The organism is Bacillus sp. GS3m_15504, assembly GCF_055825275.1.
Window position 1 is genome coordinate 2,171,379 of sequence record NZ_JBVVNL010000001.1, and the last position, 21,579, is coordinate 2,192,957.

Sequence of the window (21,579 nt, forward strand, 5' to 3'; positions counted from 1 at the left end):
AAAAGCCATATTTTGTGCAAAATAAAAAGACCAGCTTATGGCTGCTCTGGTTTCTTATTTATTAATTGCTGTAGTAATAATTCTTCTAATCGGGCTATCCGATCTTCTTGACTAGCTATTTGTGATTTTAGATTTGCTATTTCCATCTCCTGTTCCTGTACTGTTACATCAACTTCCTGTAAAGCTTTCATTGCAATGGATGCATATGAATATAAGTGAATCCCTTTCCCACTTTCATCCACAAACATTTCATCACATTCATCTACGATTAAACCGTAGTATGTTTTAATGTCTTCTGTTGTCAATGGTGTATCATCGGGACCTTTCTCTTCTCTCATCCGGTATAGTTCGTTTACAGCATTCTTATAATTAAATTGTCTAATTTTAAGACTTCTAATTTTTTCTAAGGCGGAAAAAGAGATATCACGGATATTAGATTTATACTCTCGTAATGAAGGAGTCATAAAATTCCCTTGAACAGCACCCCAGCCATTTTGAGTAACAGAGGATTTCAATTGAATAACGCCTGTATATCCCGCTGCACGACTATTACGTATAGTTACATTAGGTAATCTTAAATCAGACTCTGTACTATTATCTTCAACGACTAACGAAGTTTGATATAATCCAGTTTTTCCTCGTCTGAAATACCAACTCCCATTCCCTGCATAAAAAACATGGTAATCATTAGCGTTTAGAACACTTAGCCCGTTTCTTTGCAACTCCCAATACACAGACTTTTGGACTGCACCATCAACTATGCCATTGCTAATACCAATGCTCGCATAAGCCCCTGACCATCCTGCACCTGCTTGAGACATAAACAAAGTACCTTCTGGAGCGTTAGTCTTTTCATCTGAACCTAAGATGAAAGTCGGTTGGACTGCACCATCTGATCTTCTGTAATGCCCCAGAAATGCTCTAGCAACTCCTCTTTCATAGAGACGTATGAATTGGTCATCTAAACTAACGTAGTTATCCGTATTTGATGTTCTAATTTGGCAACCACTCAGCAATCCAGCTTTAATCCACTCAGCATTAACTTTACCAACTAAGTCTATTCGTGCAGCATTTAACTTAATGTTTTCTTTACTCATGTTAATGGCTGCTATTACATCATTTTCTTTTACGGATATACTAACGCCCTTTTCAGTTAACTGAAGACGCGTTTCCATATCTCTTACATAAGAACCTGTAGCGAATTGTCCATCTGCTTGCGTTTTCGTATATACTTCTGTCTTTTTTGCTGCAGCATTGATACCCAGTTCATTAATAGTGAAACGGTTATCAATCATAGTCATCTTCTGGTTAAATTGTTCAGTTGCAAGCTTGTTAGCTAATTCATCTAATAAATCTTGTATATTTTGATTAACTGTTTGCTTCAACTCAGGAATCTTAAACCCAGCAACATAATCCTCTACTTGTTTAAGCTCAACTTTTGCTCCAATTGCGGTTACCTGTTGTTCAAGTTTTGTATTCGCTTCAGTAAGCTTTTTCCCTTGATCGGATACTACATTATTTAAATTACTAACTGTGGAGGATAGTCCGCTTGCTGTTTGCTCCACATTAGACATACGCTTTTCGAATCCAGCTTGGCTGTTTTGAACATTTGTTACAGTAGTTTTTACGCCATCTACACCTTTTTCAATCTCGGTTGTTTTCTTTGTGAATTCATCAGTTGTTACTTGGTTTTCTGGAGCTGGTGTCCAATCCTGTGGTTTGTTCCCTTTATACAGAGCAACCCATTCTACAACGGCTTTTGTAGTATTACTTGGATAGTTATATAAACTTAACTTTCGTTCATTTCCACTTGTAGCCGCAACAGCTTTAAAGGTTACATACGTTATTCCATTAGCATAAACACTTGTTGCATATCCAACATTATTCGAACCACCATTCTGCCAAACCCCAAATTTCTGACCTTGAGGGACACTTCCCTTAATTACAAAGGTATATTCCTCACCTGCAAAGAAATTTTCAGTTAGAGAATATTGATTGATTAGATAATCTGTTTTTTCATACTTAATATTTGAATCTAATAAAAGATTACGTCCTCCAGCCTTATCGTTATTAACCTTTGTTTCTACACTTGTTAACTTTTCGGTGATTTTCCCTGCTTGCTCTTTAATTTCAGTTGTTGTTTGCTTTAGTTCACCTGTTGTTTGCTGTACATCAGATATCGTCTTTTTTGTACCTTCCACAGTTAATTCTACCGTACTTAATTTATCACTAATCTCACCATCTTTTTTAGTTAACGATTCAATTGAAGTTTTAAATCCACTTGAATCTTGTTCAAACTTAGTTACTTTCTTATCGATTTCACCTTGTTTATTTTCGATATTAGAAATTGTACGGCTAACACCTTGTAAACCTTCCTGTACTTTGTTAAACTGTCCTGTTGCTTGATTCTGTGCTTCTTGAACCTTTTGATTTAACTCTGTTTTTGTGGTTTCGATATCTTTATTAACCTGATCTAATGTTTCTTTTTTTACAGATTCAACATCAGGTACAACCGATTCCCACGCTGTACCTGTCCATATTTTTAAAATACCGGGCTTTCCGTTACTAATATCACGCCAAAGCGTCTTAAAAGGTTTAAGACCTGTTGTTGGTGGATTCTTAGATTCTATAATTTCAACGGTATTATTTTTAATATTCTCTTGTACTTTTTCAGCTAGTGCTTTTGCTGCTTCTGACTCCTTCTTTGCATTACTAGCGGTTTCGTTAGCTTCGTTCACTAGTTTATCTAGCTGGTCTATCATTTCTTGTTTATTGCCAAGCGAACTAAGAATACGATTGTAAATTTTTCTTAATTCCTCATTTTGATTAACAATCTCACGATAATCTCCGAATTCATATTTATCTTGCGTTGGGTCTGTAAAAGATTCATCTCCAGCTATTACTCGCGCTTCAAGATATAATTCAGGTGTAAACCCTGTATCTTTAATTTTGATAGTGTCGCCTTCGTTAATTAATTCGTGTTCTAGGCCGAAAATACGACCAATCGATTGCGCTTCCACTTCATAAGAGATTGAGGAATTGACACGCTTTTTCAATTCTATTTCCATAAGCGTCAGTAAACGTTTTGGAGTCATGTCTAATTCTTCTGTTTCTGGTGTATAAAAACCGAATTTATGTTGTCCGTGTTCATTCCATCTTTGAAATGCATCTGCATCTACGATATAGGGTAGGCCTTTATTAATGCTTTCAATAGTGATTACCTTGTCACCTTCACCTTTTACAAATCCAACTAAAGCAGTGCAAATATTACGTGTATGTTCAATACGCGTAACACCAACTAAATCTTTTCCTAATTCTATTTCTTTGCCTGTATCATACCCACGTTTTTGAATCATATCTACATACCAACCGATGATTCTTGAACCTTTAATCTCAACACGATATCGAATTTCCTGTTTAAATAAAGATGCAATCTTCTTTAAAAAAGTGAGTGGGTCCATATATTCATCGATGGTCATTGTATGAAATCCAGCATATTCAGTAACTCCACGCTGCCACTTCATACCTAAGAGTGCTAAATCAATAAATTCGTTGACCGTCTTACTCTCTATCCGTTGTGGTTTTATAATCCCTGATTTAGCAATTTGAATCCAAGCTCCTGAAGCATATGTGATAATAGATCGTTTATCCGAATTTTTTTCAGTCTCTGTAATAACATATGGTACGATTCTTCCATCGCGAACTTCTTTTAAAACAAGATTCTGTTGTTGTAACGTAACTGCATGGTCTGTTCCATCAAAAGCGGTGAAATCCAACATGTCAACATTATTTTTTAGTTCCCAATGCCGTTTGTCATCCCAATAGTCCTCTGGCTGGATAGCTGCGACGATTTGATCCGTTTTAAAATCCACAACATGCAAAATTCCGCTTGGTGTTCTCATCTATATCTCTCCCTATAACTAATTGTTGCATTTACATCAGGTGGCATTATATCGATACGATTTTCACCACGTATTACGACAGGGAAATTACTAAAGATTTCTTTTATATTGATTGCATTCTTTCCGTTGATTGTGACAAGACTTCTCTCAGTATCAATAACAATTTTATCTCCAGTATCAAAGATATATGGTTGTGCGTTAGATGGAACTTTGTTTACCTTCCAAATCTTTAAATCATCAATTTGTATTTCGTTAATAGGTTGATGATTATCCCACTTACAAATCGCAATCATAACTTGTGCAATTTTACGTTCTGTCATCGGATTTCCTGTTTCATCAATCCAACGTTCTACAAGTGAAGCACCATCTTTTTCTGTACCATCTATAAACTTAGCCACATATACAGACCAAACCTTACCCCGCCTTGCAATACGTAAACGTCCTCGGAATTGGTTAAATGTAGTCGAATAGAATCCACTTGTATCAACTATTTTTCGAAAACTATTGGGTGTTCCGCTATTTCCAATTGTCATATGTGCCCTTGTAATTTCAGCAGTCGCATATAGATCATTCATATTGATGCGGGATACCACATTACTCGTCTCATCTAAAAGAAAAACTTCAACACGTCCCATTTCACCTATGTTTTTGGACTTTAAAGTCACCCATGCCTCCATTTCAAAGTCTTGTAATGGGCCGCTCGGAATATTCTTCTTGGCTATGGCACCGTAGAATCCTGTCTCTTTTCCGTAATCTTCACAATATAGCGCATGGCCATTTCTTGATTTAAAACTACCTGTCCCTTTCATTTCCTCGAATTGTCCAGTAACAGGTGTCCACCCTATAGGAGTAACCATTTCATCCCACATGACTCTTTCTCGTTCTTGTACCGTGGTTTCTTCCACAGTCAGAGGGTAGCCTATTCTGAAATAATCACGATTATGCGGATACTCTCCAAACCATACATCTAAAAAGGTACTTGGTTTTTTTACAGTCATTTCAATTAAAGGTGGAGCTTCTACACTTCCTTTATTAGTAAAATAAGAAGTTGTTTCTGTAGACCACTCTTGAGTAAACTTGTGAGTATTTGTTTTCCCTAATTTATAGGGCATTGGACAAACAAAAGTAATAACACCTCTACCTCTATTGACTATTTCGTCCAAATCGACAGAACCATCAATTAATGCTAAATAAGTCCTGTCTAACTCATCATCAAAAATAAGTTCAGCGGGTTGCTCTGTATATAACCAATCCGCTAAATCTTCTTTTAACTTTTGTAAATCTGCCATATCTTTTTTCGCTTTAATAACAAGAGGAACGTCAATACGACGTTCCTCCGTTTCTGTATTAAGTAAAAGAGCCCCTGCGCGATGAGGGACTCTAACTAATCTTCTTTTTACTGGAGCCCATGAAGGACGTTTTCTTCCAACTAGCATTTGAATATAATCTTTTCTAATATTATTAAAAGTAAAATTGAGTTTCCCCAACGTGCTTCCCCCCTTAAAATTCCGATCTTCTTTTTTGTTCACGATCTTGAAGTTTTGTAGTATAGGTGTAACTTCCGTTTGCAAGCTCTTTTCCATCTAAAACATTAGTCATGTTTACGGTTAAATTCAGTTCTTGTTCTCCACCTGGTCTATTTGGGAATATTGTTTTTGCCATAGATGGATTGTTATAAGATAATTGCGGTTGCATATATCCACTGAAATCGCTAAATGTATTTTGCGGGATACTATATTGATTTGTTTGGAATCCAAAATCAAAAACAGATGGCATATTCCCCATTTGTTTCTTAACAGTTCCGACTACATTTTTTGCTGCATCCACAACAAACCGTTTCCCTTTATCCATACCAACTCCAACACCTTCTGGAACCGCGCTACCAACTGGAATCATCACTTTAGATGGACTGTTAATCTCTAGTGCTCCAGAAATAGTCTTTTTAATATCACTTGCAATTCCAGCAGCCTTGCTAAATAGACCTCCTGAAGCATCATCTATTCCTTTTCCAAGACCTTCTATGATTGATTTACCAATGGAACGTAAATTTATAGAACTGAAAAATTTTTCGACTGTATTCCATTTTTCTTCGATACCGCTTTTCACTTCGTTCATCTTATCTTTTACCGCTTGGACTTTTTCGCCAAATTTTCTCGAAACTGTATTTTTTATTTCCTCTACCTTGTTACTTGCAGAGTTTTTCATATCTTCATATTTGTGGGTAACGTCCGACCACATTTCTTTCATTTTTCGAATAACATCGTCTTTCATAGCTTGATATTTCGATTTTACTTGGCCAGTTTCCCAATCTATCTGATTTGCATGTTCACCAGCTTGCGCTTTTGCTTCACTCACAATTTCTTTATGTTTATCTCGAGCTGTAGAAACTGTACTATCATATTGACGTTTTGCCTCTGCAATGATTGCATTCGCTTCATCAGCAGTGATTGTTTTATTTTCATCACGCTGACGAATTGCCTCAGCAATTTTTTCGTCACGGGTCTTTTTCGCATCTTCAATAACTTTATCTCTTGCCTTTGCGCTATTCTCTACAACTTCTGCTGCCTGTCTAGCTGAAATTTCACTAGCCTGCACACGCATATTTTCAAGAATAACCTTTTGCTCCATTTGATTTTTAGACATATGCTCAACAGCAACTCTGTCCATTTCATCCTGCAATGCTTGTAAAGAGATCCGCTCGGATGTTGTTAATTCTCTATTTTCTCTGGCTGCCGTTTGTAGAATTTCTTTAATTTTATTTTCTTTCTCTTGTGTTTTTAGCTTCTCTTGTTCATAGTGCTGATTTAACTGTTCGATTCGTTTGTTCTCTTCTTCAGCGGTTAATACATACGAATCAGCAAAGAACTTTTTAAGCCCTTCAATTTCTTTTTGCTGCCTTGCGTTGGTTTTTTCAATGATTGTATTAGCTAATTTGTCATATTGACCAATCAACTTTTGCGACTGCTCTTCTGTTATTACTTCATGATTCAATCTAATTTCAGTTAACTTTTGTCTAATACCATCAGACAGCTTGAAATACTCACCAAGTACTTTCTTTGTGGAAGAACTTACTTTCCCTTCTGTATTTGTAGCAAAGCGATCTACTGAATCGATACTATCTTCTGTTGCTTTTTGATATGCTTTATATGCAACAACTCCAGTTCCAATGAGAGCGGCCGCTACTAGACCAATTGGTCCTGTTAAAACCGCAAGCGCACTTCCTAAGAATCCAACTGCTCCAGCCGCAATTCCAGCAATCCCACCGACTGATGCTAATGCAAGAGATAAAGAACCAATTCCTGAAGCAATCATTCCAAACGCTGCTAAAACAACACCTATCGCTGTAGCCACAGCTGTTAAAGCAAGAACAATACCACCTGTAATGGCAATTGCCTTTTGTACAGGACCAGGTAATGCATTGAATCCATCTACAAGCTTTTGTAGACCAGCAACAAAAACACTAACCACAGGAGCTAGTGCATCACCAATTGTTTTTTTCATTGTAGAAAATGCTGAATCTAGTAATGTAAGACGTCCCTTTAACGTATCAATCTTTGTGGCTGCAACATCAGCTGCCGTAACTTTAGACATGGAATCCCACATCTCATTAACACCTTTTGCTCCTTCTTTAAAGAGAATAGTCGCACCACGTACGGCATCCGAACCAAATAATGTTTCTAAAGCCATGCTTCGTTGCTGGTCTGTCAAATCTTTCATCGATTCATGAAGTGTCCCTGAAATATTTTCTAGACTTTGAATATGCCCTTGTTGATCGTAGAATTTTGATGATAAGAAAGCTGAACTTGTTGCTAATTCACGAAATGTTGTATCACATTTATCATTCCATTTCGTTACACCTTCTGTTTTCATTACATATTGTTCTAAAGCTACTTCTATATCCCCTACATTTCTGGAAGCTGGTTGAATACCGTTTTTAACTAAGAAATCAAAACCAGCCTGTGCATTATAAGTAATAAGTCCTAAATCTCTCATTTTGTTATATGCTTCTTTTGTTGAAGGATTTAACCTCATTAACATTGTTTTTAAAGATGTACCTGCATCAGAACCTTTTACATTTGTTATATATGAGCTCTTTATCTCATATTCTCCAATTTTCACTGGAGTATCGGACTATATCATCATCCTCGTCTTCCACGCTAGGATGGAACGCGCTCGTGGAGGTTTCAACGGTTCTCGCTTACTTCCTCTAGTCTCTACACCTTCTGAATATTCCTATCCAGCTTGGCTCGGTATTAGCATAGTTTTCACCGTAGCTTTCACCGAATTCACGTCCTTTACGCTGCGAATTTCTTCACAACGGGGCTATCTGTTAACCCATTCTGAGCAAATACCGCCAAAGTTGTAGCTGTATCTTTAAACGTCATTCCAGCCCCTGCTGCTACTGCTGATGAAGCTGAAAGTCCATATTTTAACTCTCTTACATCAGTTGCGGAGGCGTTGGCTGCACCAGATAAAATATTGGCAGCATCCGCAACTGAAAGATGGTCTGCTTTAAATGCATTCAGAGCTGTTGAAGCAATTTCGGCTGCTTCACCTAACTCTAATTCCCCTGCCGTCGCTAAGTTAAGGGCACCTGCCAATCCGCCGTTAATAATATCTTGTAAGCTAACACCAGCCTTTATTAATTCCTCGATACCTTGACCTGCTTGAACACTGGAGTATTTTGTTGTCTCCCCCATATTAACAGCCAATTCACTTAACTTTTTCATTTCTTCGCCAGTAGAACCCGATACAGCTTTCACATTAGCCATTTGTTGCTCAAAGTTCATCGATTCAGTGATTGCTGATTTTAAGCCCCGACCTATTGCGTAAGTCATACCACCAAATACCATACCGATTTGCATACCAGCATTTTGCAAATGATTACCTAATGTCTCCATGCGATTACCAAAGTTCAATAGACGATTGCCTTGCTGTTCTAATTCACGATTTGACTGCTGTAATCCAGTTTCAAATCGATTCAGTTCAGCTGTTGCCCGATGAATTTGTTCAGCGTATCTTTGTGCTGATTGACTCGCTTCGCCTTCTTCTGTTTTAGCACGATTATAGGCTTGTTGAAGTTCCCTAATCTTCTCTTTTTGTTTATCTACCATACGGGATAAAACATCTACTTTAGCCCTTGTTTGTTCTGTCGCATTAGAAAAACCGCCCATACCTGTTGTAATAGACTGAAATTCAGCTTGTAGGGATTTTAAAGAGTTGTTTAACTTATCCATCCCTTTTTGTTCAGCTTGACGGTTTACTTGCTTTAATTCATTTTCAAATCTATTTAAATCAGCAACTGCTTTATTAACTTGCGAAGCATATCGCTGGGTTGCTGCATCATTTTCACCTAATTTAGCCTTATTTTGATCATAGGCTTGTCGTAACGCTTTAACTTTCTCTTTTTGCGCATCAATGAGCCTACTGAGTGTATTCATTTTCGCTTGCGTTTGTTGACTAGCGTTAGCAAAACCACCCATACCTGTACTCACAGATTTTAATTCGTTCTGTAATGTTCTGACCGCACGTCCTGAATTCGCGATACCTTGTCGGAAGTTTACATTATCAAGGGAAAGCCTAACGACCAAATTATTCATTTCATTTGCCATAGTCTCACCCCCTCATTAAATAATGTTTTCTGCCGGAACTTCTATTTCATTAGAGCTTGCATTTTCCCTATTTGAATCACCTTGTTCACGATTCTTTTGATTCAGCTTTAAATAATGCCAAATATCCATTTCATTATCGATATGATGATGTTTATACCCTTGACGTAATAAAGAGAGGTAGAGCTCGTCCATAAACTCACTGAACGTTAGCCCTCCTCCCTCTATGCGTTTGGGTTTTCTTCTTCTTTAGATCCAGTCCTACCCCCAGCCGCTTCCACAGTTTCACTTATAATTGCGTTAATTACATCTGAAGTTGTCGATAAGAATTTACGGGCATCAATACCATCCCAATACTGATCTAATGTAAATTGACCATCATAAACTTTCACCACGAATTGAACCATTTTATCCATATCTTCTGGACCAGGATTGTTTGGGATTTCAGCAAGTTCAGGAGCCTGACGAATAAGGCGGGCTGGAATAAATTCCGGCATATTAAAAGTTTGTTTTTCTTTATTAATCATTAAGGTTAATTTCATAGTTTTTTCCTCCTAAATTTAATAAAAAAGAGAGAGCTTTTGCTCCCTCTTACTTTCCTGCTGGTGGTTGTGCCACAGGTTTCTCATATACCTTTTTAAACCAGTTATCTCCGATAGCTTTTGTAAACGTAGGTTCATCTTCATCCGCTGTGAATTTAGTTCTATCATCAAAATCACGTTCAATAAATGAACCTTTCAGTTTAGTTGTTTGGAAGTTTGGCTTATCTTTTTTAGTTTCAGCTTCTTCCTCTTCTTGTGAAAGTTTCCCTTTTAATAACCAAACATATCGATATTTTCCATTAGCCTTTAAAAAGCGCCATCCAATTGCTAAATATGGCTTTTCTCCTTCTCGTTTTTCGTCTAATACACCATCTGTAACTTCTGGAAATCCCTCAATGTCTGCCTTTGTTGATAATGACAATCCTCGAACTTCAATTTCAACCTCAACCTCACCATCAGACTCAGCAATTTCCGATTTTTTATTGTCGCTCCACATAATCTCGGTAGCTACTTTTTTAGATGTTTTAACCTTTACTGCACCTTCCATTTTTTTTACCGTACTGTAATCAATACCTGTTACGTCATCTTTCAATGACTTTGCATAAACAAGACTATCTACACCGACAGTTGAACTAATTTTAATAACTTCTCCAGCCATCTATAACTCCACTCCTTTCGCGAATCGCATCGCGTAATGAAAAATTTTCGTATCCTCTTCATATAAATCAGCAACCTTATAACGTGAGAAACCAATACTTTTCATGACCTCATTCACTTTTTGGTGGATTGCTGTTGTACTACCTTTTGACCAAATATCGATTTGGAATGTGATTTCACTTTCACTTTCATCATTATCTGCAAATCCATCTGGCCTATTGTCTAATTCAAAAAACGTAATACGTGGAAACTCTTCAGCATTTTTGGCTTTACGATAATACACACGTTTTCCACCTAATAAAGAAACAAGCTCCTGATTATTTTCAAGAGCTTGTACAATTTCAGGGCGTAAATTTATCATAAATTCAGCCCCATTTCATTCTTCAAGATATCTGTCATAGCACGTACCGCATCCGCTTTAGAAGCGTTAAAACCTGGTTCTATAAATGGATGTGCTGGCATTTTAGAAGTACCCCACTCTAAAAACTTTCCATAGAAATATGGAGAACGGTCCGCTTTGTCTATTCCAATCTTGATCGTTTTCACACCATTTTCCATTCGTGCCTTCGTAACGCGTATATTATCAAGCAAATGTTGGCCTGTACGCCAAGGTTCACTTTTGGACGGTTTCTTAGGACTTGAACTTCTCGGTTCACTTCTTTCTGCAATAGCTTTTCGAATTTGCTCACCACCAGCTGCAAGGGCTTTATCTTCAATCTTTTCTCCACGTAAACCCATCTGCTCTAATTCAGATATCAGGCGATCAAAACCTAAAAAATCAACACCATCAGCCATTCATTCCACCACGCTTCCACATGATTGATAAAGTGTGTTTTTCAGTTGGAATAACCGAAATAATGTCATAAATTACGTTCTTGTACTTAATCTTCATATCAGCGTTCACATCAGCACGATATCGAATTTCTGTTTCGCCTTGGATTTCGCTATTAGCTGCCGCTGCTTCAAAGTATTTTCGTCCCTTTAAGAAAGTAAAAGAGCCCCATACAGTAAAAGAATCCTTATAACCTTCTATCGGATCACCGTCTGGGCCCCTTGCATCATCGTCTTTTATTTGGAATGTAAGACGTTTATCTAATTTACCTGGATTCATGTGGAATCACCTACACAATATTGCAATTGGACTAATATTGACTGCAAACTAAATGCTAGTTGTTCAGCTTTTCCAACCGCTTCCCGATTTTCATGCCAATGAGCAATTAAAATACGAGCTGCTAATTTAGCAAGCTCGCTTTTTAAATTTACATTTTTACTTGTGGCATTCTTAATATACATTTCAGCTGCTATTACGAAAGATGTAATGAGATCGTCCTCCTCATCACCATCCACACGAAGATACTTTTTCGCTTCCTCTAATGTTAGTACCAAGAAGGACACCTCCTACCTTATTAAGCTCCTGTTTTAGGTGCAACCGTAATTTGTCCATACACAACTGCTTCTGTATCCCATGATGTAACGTCCTCACGCTCAATCGCTCGGAATTCAGAAGTATTTGTTCTCCAAGCATTTCCGCCTTCTTTGGTCATATCAATAGATAACTGTTTTCTATCCCAAAGAATAATGGCTTCTTTTAAATTACCAACAATGAAAGGCGCTTTCCCATCTTTATCTGTAGCAATTGTCTTATTTGATAAAGTAATAACCGGTTTTCCTGACAATAAACTACGTGTTGGATTTGTTGGGTCTGGTTGAAGAAGCGGACGACCATTTTTATCTTCTAATTGATCCAAGTAATTGAATCCATCTTGGTTAGTGAAAATATTAGCTCCGGCTGCAAAAGCTGGGTCCAATGTAACATTTAATGCTGTTTTAATGCCTTTGTAATCCACAAAATCTACCTTTGTCAATTTGTTAAGTTCCTGTAAAATTAGGTAGTTACGAGTAGCAATAGATTTTTTAGCGATCCATTGACGTAAATATTCTTCTAAAGCTTGATCTGTATCATCTAATAAATCATTTGGCACCGGTAAGAAGCCTGCGTAATCTTCAATAGCATAAGATAAACGATCGAATTCAGGAGAAGCAATTTCTTGCATTGCATTTGGTTTGCCATACTCAGATAATGGCGCAAAAGGTGTAGATGCTGCACGTTTTTCTAGTGTACGAGCACCCTTGTTTGTTGTGACAGGTTGTACATTTACATATTGTTCTAAGCTATCAACCGTTTGTTTTAATTGATTAATAGTTGTCGTAATATCTTCTGGAACAATATAGCCGCCATCTTTACCTGAATTCTCAGATAAGGCCGCTTTGTATTCCTGCATAACGCTTGCTTCTTCATGACTTAAATTTTGACCACGGATAGCTTTCATAAATACTTCTTTGTACGATGGGTCTTCGTTTTTAACTGATGATGGAGGTAAAACTCCTGCTTGTGAATTTACAGGGTCAGAAACTTGAATTTGCATCATTGCTAAATAATTATCTAATTCATTTTTTGCGCTTTTTGCTTCCTCGATTTTTGCCTTTGCCTCTTCATATTTACCGCTATTATTAAACTCTTCTGCTTTCGCTTTTAAGTCAGCAACTTTTTGACGTAATTCTTGTTCACGTTTATCCATTCGGTATTTCCTCCTTATATTGGCACAAAAAATAGACCTATAGTTCTAACAGGTCTAGTGCATTTTGGATTTTTAATTGTTCATTATTGTCCTTCTTTGGAATAGAAGGAGCTTTTGCTACAATCTTATTTGGTGTTTTTTGATATTTATCAAAGTAATCACTACTACAAGCTGCGACTTCTTTTGCCTCCACAACTTCTATATTGAAGTATTTTTCAGCTTCTTCACCACTTAACCAAGTCTCAGCATCTACTAATTGCTGAATTTCTTCAATTTCAATACCTTCTTTTAAGTTCTCTTTGTATACATTCATGATTCCTGATTCAATATTATCAAGGTCCTCTGCTGCTTTTCGGAAATCAATTGCATTTCCAACTGCATATGTCCAAGGCTTATGAATCATTAAGAATGCATTAGAAGGAATAACAACACGATCACCAGCTAGGGCGATTACAGAAGCAATAGAAGCTGCAACACCATCCACATAAACAGTTTTTTGTGCTTTATTGCGCTTTAACATGTTATAAATGGCTAAACCAGCAAATACAGAACCACCACCACTATTTACATAGATATTAAGGTTACTTTTATCATCCAATTGCCCTAAGATATTTTTTACATCATCAGGCATAATGTCAGAATCATCCCATTTCCAACCTGTATTATTTATGATGTCACCATAAATAAATAGGTCTGCTGATGATTCCGTTTGATTTTTAATAGTAAATACGTCTTTAATCGTCCTCACCTCCCTTCTGTAGTGCCCCTCCATTTGCTTTCGCTAATTGATATTCATCCGCAATTTCAATAGATACATGATTTAAATCAACACGATGTTTATCACCGTATTCCCCAATCCCATCCATATCCTCTAGTTCTAGCACTTTATTGATTGAGAAAGCACCAGCGTCTAACATAATTTTGTAGAATTCTGCTCTTGATTTAGAATCAGCACGTAATAAACTTGTTAGATTAAACTTTAAGTAATATCGTTTTTGCTCATTAAATGAAAATGCTTTATAAGAAAACTCTTCCTCATATTGAATAAGAATTGGACTCAATGTATTTTGAATAAAATCCAGCGCTTGTTGCTCAATATTAGAGAAAGTAGCACGATCTAACTCATTAATCATGTGCAAAGGAATATTAAAGATGTTCGCAATCTCACCTTTATCAAATTTCATACCTTCAATAAATTGAGCATCTTTCAAAGGCATTCCAACCTTTTCAAATTCTAAACCAGCATCTAAAATTGCAATCCTTTGAGCATTATTTAATCCTGTATTTGCCTCTTCCCATGCATCACGAAGTACATCTTTCGCCTCTTTGCCAAGTGCTTGTTGCGTTTTTAATATCCCACTATGCGCTGCACCGTTTGTAAAGAACTTACCTTTAAACTTTTGTGCCGCCTGTGAGCTGCCTATTGATTCTCTTGCAATTTGGATAGGTGGTTTCCCCTTTAAACCATCAGTAGACAATGTAGTAAGATGAATAATGTCATCATCAGGTATTTTTACAGGTGTACCGTCTGGCAAACTAGTAAAGTACCATAATTTATTTGTCTTCAGGTCCACATTTGGGGTTGTAACAGCCGGATTCAATACCCACAATTCTTTTGGTCTTCCATCCACACCCCAATGAATATTTATATAAGCATTTCCCCATGTATTGCGATGTGTTTCGATTAGATGTTTAAATTTAAATGGGCTTTGGTAAGGATTAGGGCGTCTTTCCAAAACAAACGACACTTGATGCGCCTTATCCCGTTCTCTTCCCTTCGCTGTCTTTTTAAACGTTTGAAAAGGAAGCATCGCAACACTATTTGCAAGGATATTAATACATCGATAAACTGTTGGGACACCTAAAGATGATTCAACTGTTACCTTTTCACCACTTGCGGCTTGATAGCCAAATAAGCTTTTAAACCAGGGAGAAGGATTTTTCAAATCTGTGGTATCCTGATTTCTAAATAACTGCCGAAAAATCAAAAGTTTCACCTCCTTTCTATCTTCTTATCATTACCACCCCCAACATTGTGAGAATAATTCCTAACAGATACCATCCATAAATCGGATTAATAAAAAAAGTCGTCCCTACAATAATGGATAACCCCGAAACGAATAGAATATCTTCTAAAATACTTATAAAAAATATAAAGAATCGCATGTCATTCCCCCTAGAATGAGAAATCTTGACTTAAAATATATGAATTTAAGTCCATTTCACCAGAATTGAGCATGCACCGAACATGTGAGTTAATAACAGCCGCTATCGGGTCGATTCTCTCTGTTGCTTTTGACTTGTCCAACATGATGTTTTCGTTGGCATCCTGTTTTGTTATAGCATTACTAACAGCCCAATTTAACACTGGATTGTTATTGTGAATGACTTTTTTCTGATAAACTTGTTCACGAAAATCCTTTGTAGGACCTGATAAAGTCGCCATTCCTTGACGTATTTCCACCACTGTATACCCTTCTGCTTCCATGTCTTGCATGAATTGCGTAGCATTCCAAGGGTCAGCACATATTTCTTTTATTTTAAATTTATTCTCTTTTTCCATGGTTTTAATATGTCTTTTAATATATTCATAGTCAACTACCGCACCAGGTGTTGTTGTAATCCACCCTTGCTGTATCCAAAGATCATACGGAACTTTATCTGTTTTTCTTTTCTCATGCAACGTATCTTCCGGCATAAAACTATGACTAATTACAATATACGTATCATCCTTTTTAAATTCAAAATCTACACTTGTTAAGTCAATTTTTGCTGATAAATCGACACCTACTGTGCATTCTAACCCTTTTAATTCGGATAATTCCACAGTTTCTTTGCAATCTTTCCATTTTTGCATATCCATGTAGCCATTTTCTTTCATATCTACCCATCTATTCATGTTTTTCGTGAGATAATTACGCATTTTCTCAGGTACATCAAGGGCTGATTGAAGTTCTCCTTTTAAGAAAGTACGTCCTTCTTCATAACTACATAGAATTGGATTTGCTTTCTCCCACACTTCTGCATTCGTAATCTCATCATCTTTATCTAATTCATTAACCATGACAAAATATTCTTCGTTTTCAATATCAATATTAGGGTCCAAAATCTTAGAAACATATTGATACTCTACACGATAGCAAGGATGGCTCAAATTGAAACCAGCTGTCGTTATAATCATCATGAGTGGATTAGGACGAGCCCCTGAACCTGACACCAGAACATCATAAATTTCAGAAGTAGGGTGTGCATGATATTCATCAATAATTCCGCACTGAACATTCAGTCCATCACCAGATTTTCCAGCATCTTTTGATAGCGCTGAAATAAAAGAATCCGTTTTAAGGTGTTCAATTTTCCCATACGCAATATTGAACTTTCCTTTTAAATCCTCACATCCATTCATTTGTGCTTTAATTTCATTCCAGACAATTTTACTTTGTTCTGTTTTCGTAGCACCAATGTAGACTTCTGACATATTTTCACCAAATGCCATTGCTTCATAAGAGCCTACACACGCTAAAGATTGAGACTTTGCGTTTTTACGCCCAACTTGCCAATACGCCTTTTTAAATCGCCTTAATCCTGTATTACGATGAACCCATCCGTAAATATTACTAAATACAAAAATTTGTATGGAATGTGGTTCAATTCTCTGACCTGCTAATTTTCCTTTTGTATGTTTAAAAAGAGACATCCACTTTAAGAAACGAAGCGCTTTTTCTTCCTTAAAAACATATGGAAAATCTTCAGAACCTTCACGCTCAATATCTCTTAAAAATCGTTTGCAAGCTTGTTTATGCTTCTGACAAGCAACAACTTCACCATTTAATACATCATCACAGTAGTCCAACATCCATTGTCTGATCATGTTATACGTCAAACTCCTTCTCTACGTTTGTTTTCGGACCTTGTTTTATATTTGGAATAACAATTTTCGCTCTTGCACTTGGTGTAAGGCCAAACTCAACAGCCAAAGTCTTCATCTGTTCATGCAATTGTTTCTTCTTTGTAAGTAGTGGATGTGGAACTTTATTAGTTTCAGCTGCCTTATTGGTATATTCAACAAGGAGTCCTTCTTCTCGGATAATTTTGGTGCATTCAACATAGTCAGAATAAGCATCGCAATACGTTGCTAATGCATTCACATCTATGTTTGTAATAACGTCTAGCTCCAGCAATTCACCAGCAATTCTCCTAAACTCTTTCTTTGCAACTGAATCTAACCACGTTGGTGGCTTTACCTTATCCTTTTTTGCTTGTAACTGTTTTTCGGCTTTTAATCGCTGCTCAATTTCATCTTTTGTCAATCGATTTGAATTACCTTCTAATAAATGCAAATTAATCGGCTTCGCTTTCCTTCCTATGAGAACCACCTCCCTTGGCTGAACCCCCTTTTATAGAATAAAACGAACTTTTTATACGGAAAGCTAGGCGGCGGTCTCCAGGGAGTCGCCTTTTGCCTTTTCATGTTGGGGGGTGTTTATGAATTTTTTCTTTTGAATTATTTTTTGTTTTTCTTTTCATCTTCTTTTGTCTTCTTATTGTGGCAAGCATGACAAAGTGTTTGTAAATTAGATGGTTCTAATCGTTTTGACCAATCAACACGAATAGGTATGATGTGATCGACTACATCACCTATCTTAATGATGTCCTTACTTCTACATTGAACACATAGACCATGATCTCTACGATAAATAAGCTCACGCATATCCTTCCACAGTCTTGAGTTGTAGAATGAACGTGAGCTTTTGTTTCGAATATGTTTGTCGTAATATCTTACGGTTTCTTTTTCCTTTTCGATATGCTTAGCGCAATACTTATCTCGTGTCAGTTCATTGCAACCTAACGACTTACACGGCTTGAATGGTTTACTTGGCACCTTCCATCCTCTTTCTTAACCGTTTCATTTCATCCCCGATGGCCAGATTCTTTTTATTTATCCTTTCATGACACTTAGCTATATCCGCTTGGTGCTTACGAATCTTATCGTTCACATATGCAGCAACATGCTCATGGCCACAATGAGGACAAATATAGAAACACTTCTCAATCTTTTTTGGAAGCTGTGTTACTTGTGGTTGCATATCGTAATCTTCATTACAGTTAGAACAGTAGACTTGCATCTATCTTCACTTCCTTCAAAAAAATATTCTGATTATTAATTTATAAATAAATACAAATTGTTATAATGAACTTAACATTGCCATCTGGAAAAGTGATTCGCCCCCATGCGAGTTGCTTTTCCTTTTTTTATGGCTATTGTTTTAAAAATTCATCTATTGTTTTATCGAGCAAACTAACCATTGCTTCTCTTCTTTGCTTCGGTGTTGTGTTATCTTCCATCTCATTAAAGATAGGAAGCACACTTTCTAATTTTTGTTTATCGATACGCTCATTTACAAGATCTGTTCCTAACATCGAAATGAATGTGCCAATTACAACCGCTTGTTCTTGTTTATTTAGTTTCATTTATTTCACTTCCTTTAATTACACGACCTTGGATTGAATCAGCTGTATGTTCAACTATGGATTCAAGAGTTACTTTTCCATCTAATGAAAGCCAAACTTTAGAATCCATTCCTACCGATTTGCTGTCATTAATCTTTTGAATTAGTTCAGACTTTTTTACATTAGTAATCGCTTCAGCTATTTGCTTTCCATTTAAAAGAATAGGAACTTCTATTTCAATTGAATAGCTCTTATTAGTAAACCTATCCGTAACCTGTTCTAACTTCTCGAATGCTTCTGCACATTCATTAACCGCAGCAGTTAATTCTTTAATATTTTGATTTGCTTCTTTTGTATCAACTTCTACCTTCACTGATAACGCACTCTTTTGTTCACTCATCTTTCATCCTCCTCTAAAATAAAAAGCACCCTAATGGGTGCTATTCATTAATTAAAATTTTCCTTGGCTTACTTCCTTCGTATGGTCCAATAACCCCATTTTCTTCAAGACGATTAATAATCTTAGTTGCAGTTACGTACCCAATTCGAAATCTACGTTGTATCATAGATACTGATGCAGCTTGCATTGCGATTACACATTCTTTCGCTGGTTCATATAAGCTCTCTACAACTTCATTAATCTTATATTCCATTTTTATTTCCTCCCTTTAAATAATACGAATCATTGAAATTAGTGCTTTTTATCTCAATATAAAATCACATACTCATATTATTTTTTTATTATTAATCAATTTATTCAATAATTATTATTAATTATTGAATCTCAGCAGGAAAAAAGGAAATAATTGTCGAATCCCTTATTTTTCAAGAGAGTTTTCTCTTTTTTGGAGGTGATTCATAAACTTCTAATAAAAGTGTCCTATCACACTTTATAATAACGTTTCCTACAGAATAAATATGATTATCTATTTGAAATACAGTGCCAACAGATATCGTTTTTAGACTTCTGACAAATACTTTTAATTGAAAACTCTCCTAGAAAAGAAAAATTCTTAATACTACACACATTCAGATTCTCATCACCTTTTGAAAGGAAGATAACATGTCTAAATCAAAATTAACATTAAGCGAAAAATTATCCCTTTTTCACCCTTATTTCCAAAAAAAAACAATGCTACAAAAACTTAAATTTTATAATGTTTTTCCCGAATTTAATCAAGTCTACAATCAATTACGTCAAGAAAATAATACTGACCAAAACAGCAATGAATCTATACCCGATTATATAATTAAGACTTTAATTTATGGTGTAGAGCATAATATTATTAATGAATCTAATCTAGATGATATACTCTTTTCATTATTAGAGGATTCACTTTTAAATTCATATTTATTCAAACTTGATACAAGCTCATTTAATTTAAACCAATCCAATTTTTCTCAACAATTATTTCAATCATGGAATATACCCAAGCAACCAAAAATTCTAAGTAACATAGATAATTCAGATACTCATGAAGACTTTATTGTTTGTGGATATAGAAAAATCGAAGATGAACAAATAGAGCTTCTTAGACTACTTTTATTAGATACAAAAGTACTAAATACAGCATCTAAAAGAAATGAGTCCAAAAAAATTATTTTCCCTACAATTATAGATATTGATTTTCTCAATGAACTATTACACATTCGCTTGCGTGACGTTGACAATATTGTAAAAGAATCTCCAGAATTCAGTACAATGTCTGGAAGAATTAAAAATACTCTAACTTTTTTAGATCACTTTAATCCAGAAATTAAATACACTCCATTTAGTAAATTTAAAAATAAGCTTTTTGATTTAGAAGAGCTCCTATTAGTTAATAAAAGGAATATTGTGAATGAAAAATTATCCGAATTTACAACAGAAATCGAAAATTTCACCAAGGTTATCTGTCAAAAATATTCTGTTCCCCAAAATAATGGTATAGCACCAAAAGATTATATTTCTAACGGTGTTATGTCAATAATTGCATCAACACTAAATGATAGTGAGTTAGGAGATGTAGTTGGAATAAAATTTCGTAATTCAAGACATGAAAAGGACTTAAATTATGCAGAAATAAAGATTATGGACAACGGTGATAAATGTATATCAACCAACAATCTTTATTGGCTCAATCTACCTGTTTTATTAAATCGAAAAGCCATTGAATACTTAAAAATTCAAAAGACACTCCCTTCTGGATTCGCAACTGTACATCTAGAATATTCACTTGATACTGCAAACATTAAAATTCTGCAAAAAAGCAAGAAGAAAACAAATGAAAACAAACAAGCAACTCAAGAAAAATATGATGATTTTATTAAATTCATCCTACCAATTATTAAATCGTAATAATAGATATTTCAAAAATAAAGAATCTCTAATTTGGTTTTACTTTCACTAAAAAGCCATCTACCATTAGCTGGCTTTTTTAGTTTTAATAATCTGTTTACTTAACATAACCTCTCCAGCATCTTAAATTATTCACAATATTTCCCCTTAAAATTTAAATGAATATATTTTACATTTTCCACTACAAAAAACTTTCTCTCACCAAAATAAAAAGCACCCGAATGGATGCTTTTCTCTCAATTATTAATTTATATTTCGATTGCGGTACGTGAAGTTTTATTCTTTTTCCAATTCCCTAATGTTGCTACATTCATCTACGCCAACATTATTAAGTAACTGGAAGAAGAGCAAAAGCTCTCCTTATTAACGGTAACATCCAATCAGTACCATCTGCTGGTTTCGGATTTTATGTGCCGTCATTATGAACCGTTTAGAAATTTAGAAACAACATAGTGAGTCGTGTTTTCCGCCACTTCTCACAATACAAATATATCACGCTAA

Annotated in this window: 20 protein-coding genes and 2 pseudogenes; 1 reads left to right on the top strand and 21 read right to left on the bottom strand. The window is 35.8% G+C overall.

Features of this window, described 5'->3' with window-relative positions; all coding sequences use genetic code 11:
- Nucleotides 1-35: 35 nt before the first annotated feature.
- The 21 genes and pseudogenes from AC0L0O_RS11390 to AC0L0O_RS11490 form a co-directional block, all read right to left on the bottom strand.
- Nucleotides 36-3,902 carry a phage tail spike protein gene (locus AC0L0O_RS11390; protein ID WP_473785754.1) on the bottom strand — a complete coding sequence of 1,289 codons (3,867 nt, stop codon included), beginning with the start codon at nucleotides 3,900-3,902 and terminating at the stop codon, nucleotides 36-38.
- Nucleotides 3,899-5,389 carry a distal tail protein Dit gene (locus AC0L0O_RS11395; RefSeq protein ID WP_000517329.1) on the bottom strand — a complete coding sequence of 497 codons (1,491 nt, stop codon included), beginning with the start codon at nucleotides 5,387-5,389 and terminating at the stop codon, nucleotides 3,899-3,901. Before AC0L0O_RS11395 ends, AC0L0O_RS11390 begins: the two co-directional genes overlap by 4 nt.
- Nucleotides 5,390-5,402: 13 nt before the next feature.
- Nucleotides 5,403-7,973, bottom strand: a pseudogene (locus tag AC0L0O_RS11400) (phage tail tape measure protein); the annotation flags it as partial.
- Between the two features lie 260 nt (nucleotides 7,974-8,233).
- Nucleotides 8,234-9,514 (bottom strand): annotated as a pseudogene (locus AC0L0O_RS11405) (phage tail tape measure protein); the annotation flags it as partial.
- Nucleotides 9,515-9,529: 15 nt separating this feature from the next.
- On the bottom strand, nucleotides 9,530-9,706 hold the full coding sequence (locus tag AC0L0O_RS11410; protein WP_000344045.1) for a hypothetical protein: 177 nt from the start codon (nucleotides 9,704-9,706) through the stop codon (nucleotides 9,530-9,532).
- Between the two features lie 29 nt (nucleotides 9,707-9,735).
- The gene (gene gpG / locus AC0L0O_RS11415; protein WP_000779130.1) at nucleotides 9,736-10,053 is read right to left on the bottom strand and encodes a phage tail assembly chaperone G; all 318 of its coding nucleotides are present in this window, start codon (nucleotides 10,051-10,053) and stop codon (nucleotides 9,736-9,738) included.
- Nucleotides 10,054-10,102: 49 nt separating this feature from the next.
- Entirely contained in the window at nucleotides 10,103-10,711 is a 609-nt protein-coding gene (locus tag AC0L0O_RS11420) for a major tail protein (protein ID WP_000896774.1), read from the bottom strand.
- Nucleotides 10,712-11,071: a tail completion protein gp17 gene (gp17, locus tag AC0L0O_RS11425; protein WP_000609198.1), complete on the bottom strand. Its 360-nt coding sequence runs from the start codon at nucleotides 11,069-11,071 to the stop codon at nucleotides 10,712-10,714.
- Nucleotides 11,068-11,505 (bottom strand): HK97-gp10 family putative phage morphogenesis protein, encoded by a 438-nt coding sequence (locus AC0L0O_RS11430; protein ID WP_000763222.1) that lies wholly within the window; start codon nucleotides 11,503-11,505, stop codon nucleotides 11,068-11,070. Before AC0L0O_RS11430 ends, gp17 begins: the two co-directional genes overlap by 4 nt.
- Nucleotides 11,498-11,821, bottom strand: coding sequence for a phage head closure protein (locus AC0L0O_RS11435; RefSeq protein ID WP_001068018.1), 324 nt, complete (start codon nucleotides 11,819-11,821; stop codon nucleotides 11,498-11,500). The genes AC0L0O_RS11430 and AC0L0O_RS11435 overlap by 8 nt, the downstream gene beginning before the upstream one ends.
- Nucleotides 11,818-12,096: a head-tail connector protein gene (locus tag AC0L0O_RS11440; protein WP_000244596.1), complete on the bottom strand. Its 279-nt coding sequence runs from the start codon at nucleotides 12,094-12,096 to the stop codon at nucleotides 11,818-11,820. Before AC0L0O_RS11440 ends, AC0L0O_RS11435 begins: the two co-directional genes overlap by 4 nt.
- Before the next feature lie 20 nt (nucleotides 12,097-12,116).
- Entirely contained in the window at nucleotides 12,117-13,289 is a 1,173-nt protein-coding gene (locus AC0L0O_RS11445) for a phage major capsid protein (protein ID WP_000361133.1), read from the bottom strand.
- 37 nt (nucleotides 13,290-13,326) lie between these two features.
- A complete protein-coding gene (locus AC0L0O_RS11450; protein WP_001259162.1) occupies nucleotides 13,327-14,037 on the bottom strand; it encodes a head maturation protease, ClpP-related in 711 nt (236 codons plus the stop codon).
- Entirely contained in the window at nucleotides 14,024-15,277 is a 1,254-nt protein-coding gene (locus AC0L0O_RS11455) for a phage portal protein (protein ID WP_000577482.1), read from the bottom strand. Before AC0L0O_RS11455 ends, AC0L0O_RS11450 begins: the two co-directional genes overlap by 14 nt.
- Before the next feature lie 188 nt (nucleotides 15,278-15,465).
- Nucleotides 15,466-17,160 carry a terminase large subunit gene (locus AC0L0O_RS11460; protein ID WP_000621129.1) on the bottom strand — a complete coding sequence of 565 codons (1,695 nt, stop codon included), beginning with the start codon at nucleotides 17,158-17,160 and terminating at the stop codon, nucleotides 15,466-15,468.
- 1 nt (nucleotide 17,161) lies between these two features.
- Nucleotides 17,162-17,665 carry a phage terminase small subunit P27 family gene (locus AC0L0O_RS11465; protein ID WP_000242933.1) on the bottom strand — a complete coding sequence of 168 codons (504 nt, stop codon included), beginning with the start codon at nucleotides 17,663-17,665 and terminating at the stop codon, nucleotides 17,162-17,164.
- 128 nt (nucleotides 17,666-17,793) lie between these two features.
- Nucleotides 17,794-18,171 (bottom strand): HNH endonuclease, encoded by a 378-nt coding sequence (locus AC0L0O_RS11470; RefSeq protein ID WP_001139457.1) that lies wholly within the window; start codon nucleotides 18,169-18,171, stop codon nucleotides 17,794-17,796.
- The gene (locus AC0L0O_RS11475; protein ID WP_001198484.1) at nucleotides 18,161-18,415 is read right to left on the bottom strand and encodes a hypothetical protein; all 255 of its coding nucleotides are present in this window, start codon (nucleotides 18,413-18,415) and stop codon (nucleotides 18,161-18,163) included. Before AC0L0O_RS11475 ends, AC0L0O_RS11470 begins: the two co-directional genes overlap by 11 nt.
- A gap of 133 nt (nucleotides 18,416-18,548) precedes the next feature.
- Nucleotides 18,549-18,761 carry a hypothetical protein gene (locus AC0L0O_RS11480; protein WP_000773605.1) on the bottom strand — a complete coding sequence of 71 codons (213 nt, stop codon included), beginning with the start codon at nucleotides 18,759-18,761 and terminating at the stop codon, nucleotides 18,549-18,551.
- Nucleotides 18,748-19,140 carry a hypothetical protein gene (locus AC0L0O_RS11485; RefSeq protein ID WP_000003259.1) on the bottom strand — a complete coding sequence of 131 codons (393 nt, stop codon included), beginning with the start codon at nucleotides 19,138-19,140 and terminating at the stop codon, nucleotides 18,748-18,750. Before AC0L0O_RS11485 ends, AC0L0O_RS11480 begins: the two co-directional genes overlap by 14 nt.
- Nucleotides 19,141-19,180: 40 nt before the next feature.
- On the bottom strand, nucleotides 19,181-19,393 hold the full coding sequence (locus tag AC0L0O_RS11490; protein WP_319611324.1) for a DNA translocase FtsK: 213 nt from the start codon (nucleotides 19,391-19,393) through the stop codon (nucleotides 19,181-19,183).
- 410 nt (nucleotides 19,394-19,803) lie between these two features.
- On the opposite strand from AC0L0O_RS11490, the gene AC0L0O_RS11495 reads away from it, so the two are divergent.
- The gene (locus AC0L0O_RS11495; protein WP_319611325.1) at nucleotides 19,804-21,078 is read left to right on the top strand and encodes a hypothetical protein; all 1,275 of its coding nucleotides are present in this window, start codon (nucleotides 19,804-19,806) and stop codon (nucleotides 21,076-21,078) included.
- Nucleotides 21,079-21,579: the final 501 nt, after the last annotated feature.

Coding starts and splice junctions, on each gene's coding strand:
- AC0L0O_RS11435 (WP_001068018.1), bottom strand. CDS start 11,821: ATGAATCCAGGTAAATTAGATAAACGTCTTACATTCCAAATAAAAGAC.
- AC0L0O_RS11490 (WP_319611324.1), bottom strand. CDS start 19,393: ATGGAATATAAGATTAATGAAGTTGTAGAGAGCTTATATGAACCAGCG.
- AC0L0O_RS11390 (WP_473785754.1), bottom strand. CDS start 3,902: ATGAGAACACCAAGCGGAATTTTGCATGTTGTGGATTTTAAAACGGAT.
- AC0L0O_RS11410 (WP_000344045.1), bottom strand. CDS start 9,706: ATGGACGAGCTCTACCTCTCTTTATTACGTCAAGGGTATAAACATCAT.
- gp17 (WP_000609198.1), bottom strand. CDS start 11,071: ATGATAAATTTACGCCCTGAAATTGTACAAGCTCTTGAAAATAATCAG.
- AC0L0O_RS11475 (WP_001198484.1), bottom strand. CDS start 18,415: ATGCAAGTCTACTGTTCTAACTGTAATGAAGATTACGATATGCAACCA.
- AC0L0O_RS11420 (WP_000896774.1), bottom strand. CDS start 10,711: ATGGCTGGAGAAGTTATTAAAATTAGTTCAACTGTCGGTGTAGATAGT.
- AC0L0O_RS11495 (WP_319611325.1), top strand. CDS start 19,804: ATGTCTAAATCAAAATTAACATTAAGCGAAAAATTATCCCTTTTTCAC.
- AC0L0O_RS11480 (WP_000773605.1), bottom strand. CDS start 18,761: ATGAAACTAAATAAACAAGAACAAGCGGTTGTAATTGGCACATTCATT.
- AC0L0O_RS11445 (WP_000361133.1), bottom strand. CDS start 13,289: ATGGATAAACGTGAACAAGAATTACGTCAAAAAGTTGCTGACTTAAAA.
- AC0L0O_RS11430 (WP_000763222.1), bottom strand. CDS start 11,505: ATGGCTGATGGTGTTGATTTTTTAGGTTTTGATCGCCTGATATCTGAA.
- gpG (WP_000779130.1), bottom strand. CDS start 10,053: ATGAAATTAACCTTAATGATTAATAAAGAAAAACAAACTTTTAATATG.
- AC0L0O_RS11460 (WP_000621129.1), bottom strand. CDS start 17,160: ATGATCAGACAATGGATGTTGGACTACTGTGATGATGTATTAAATGGT.
- AC0L0O_RS11485 (WP_000003259.1), bottom strand. CDS start 19,140: ATGAGTGAACAAAAGAGTGCGTTATCAGTGAAGGTAGAAGTTGATACA.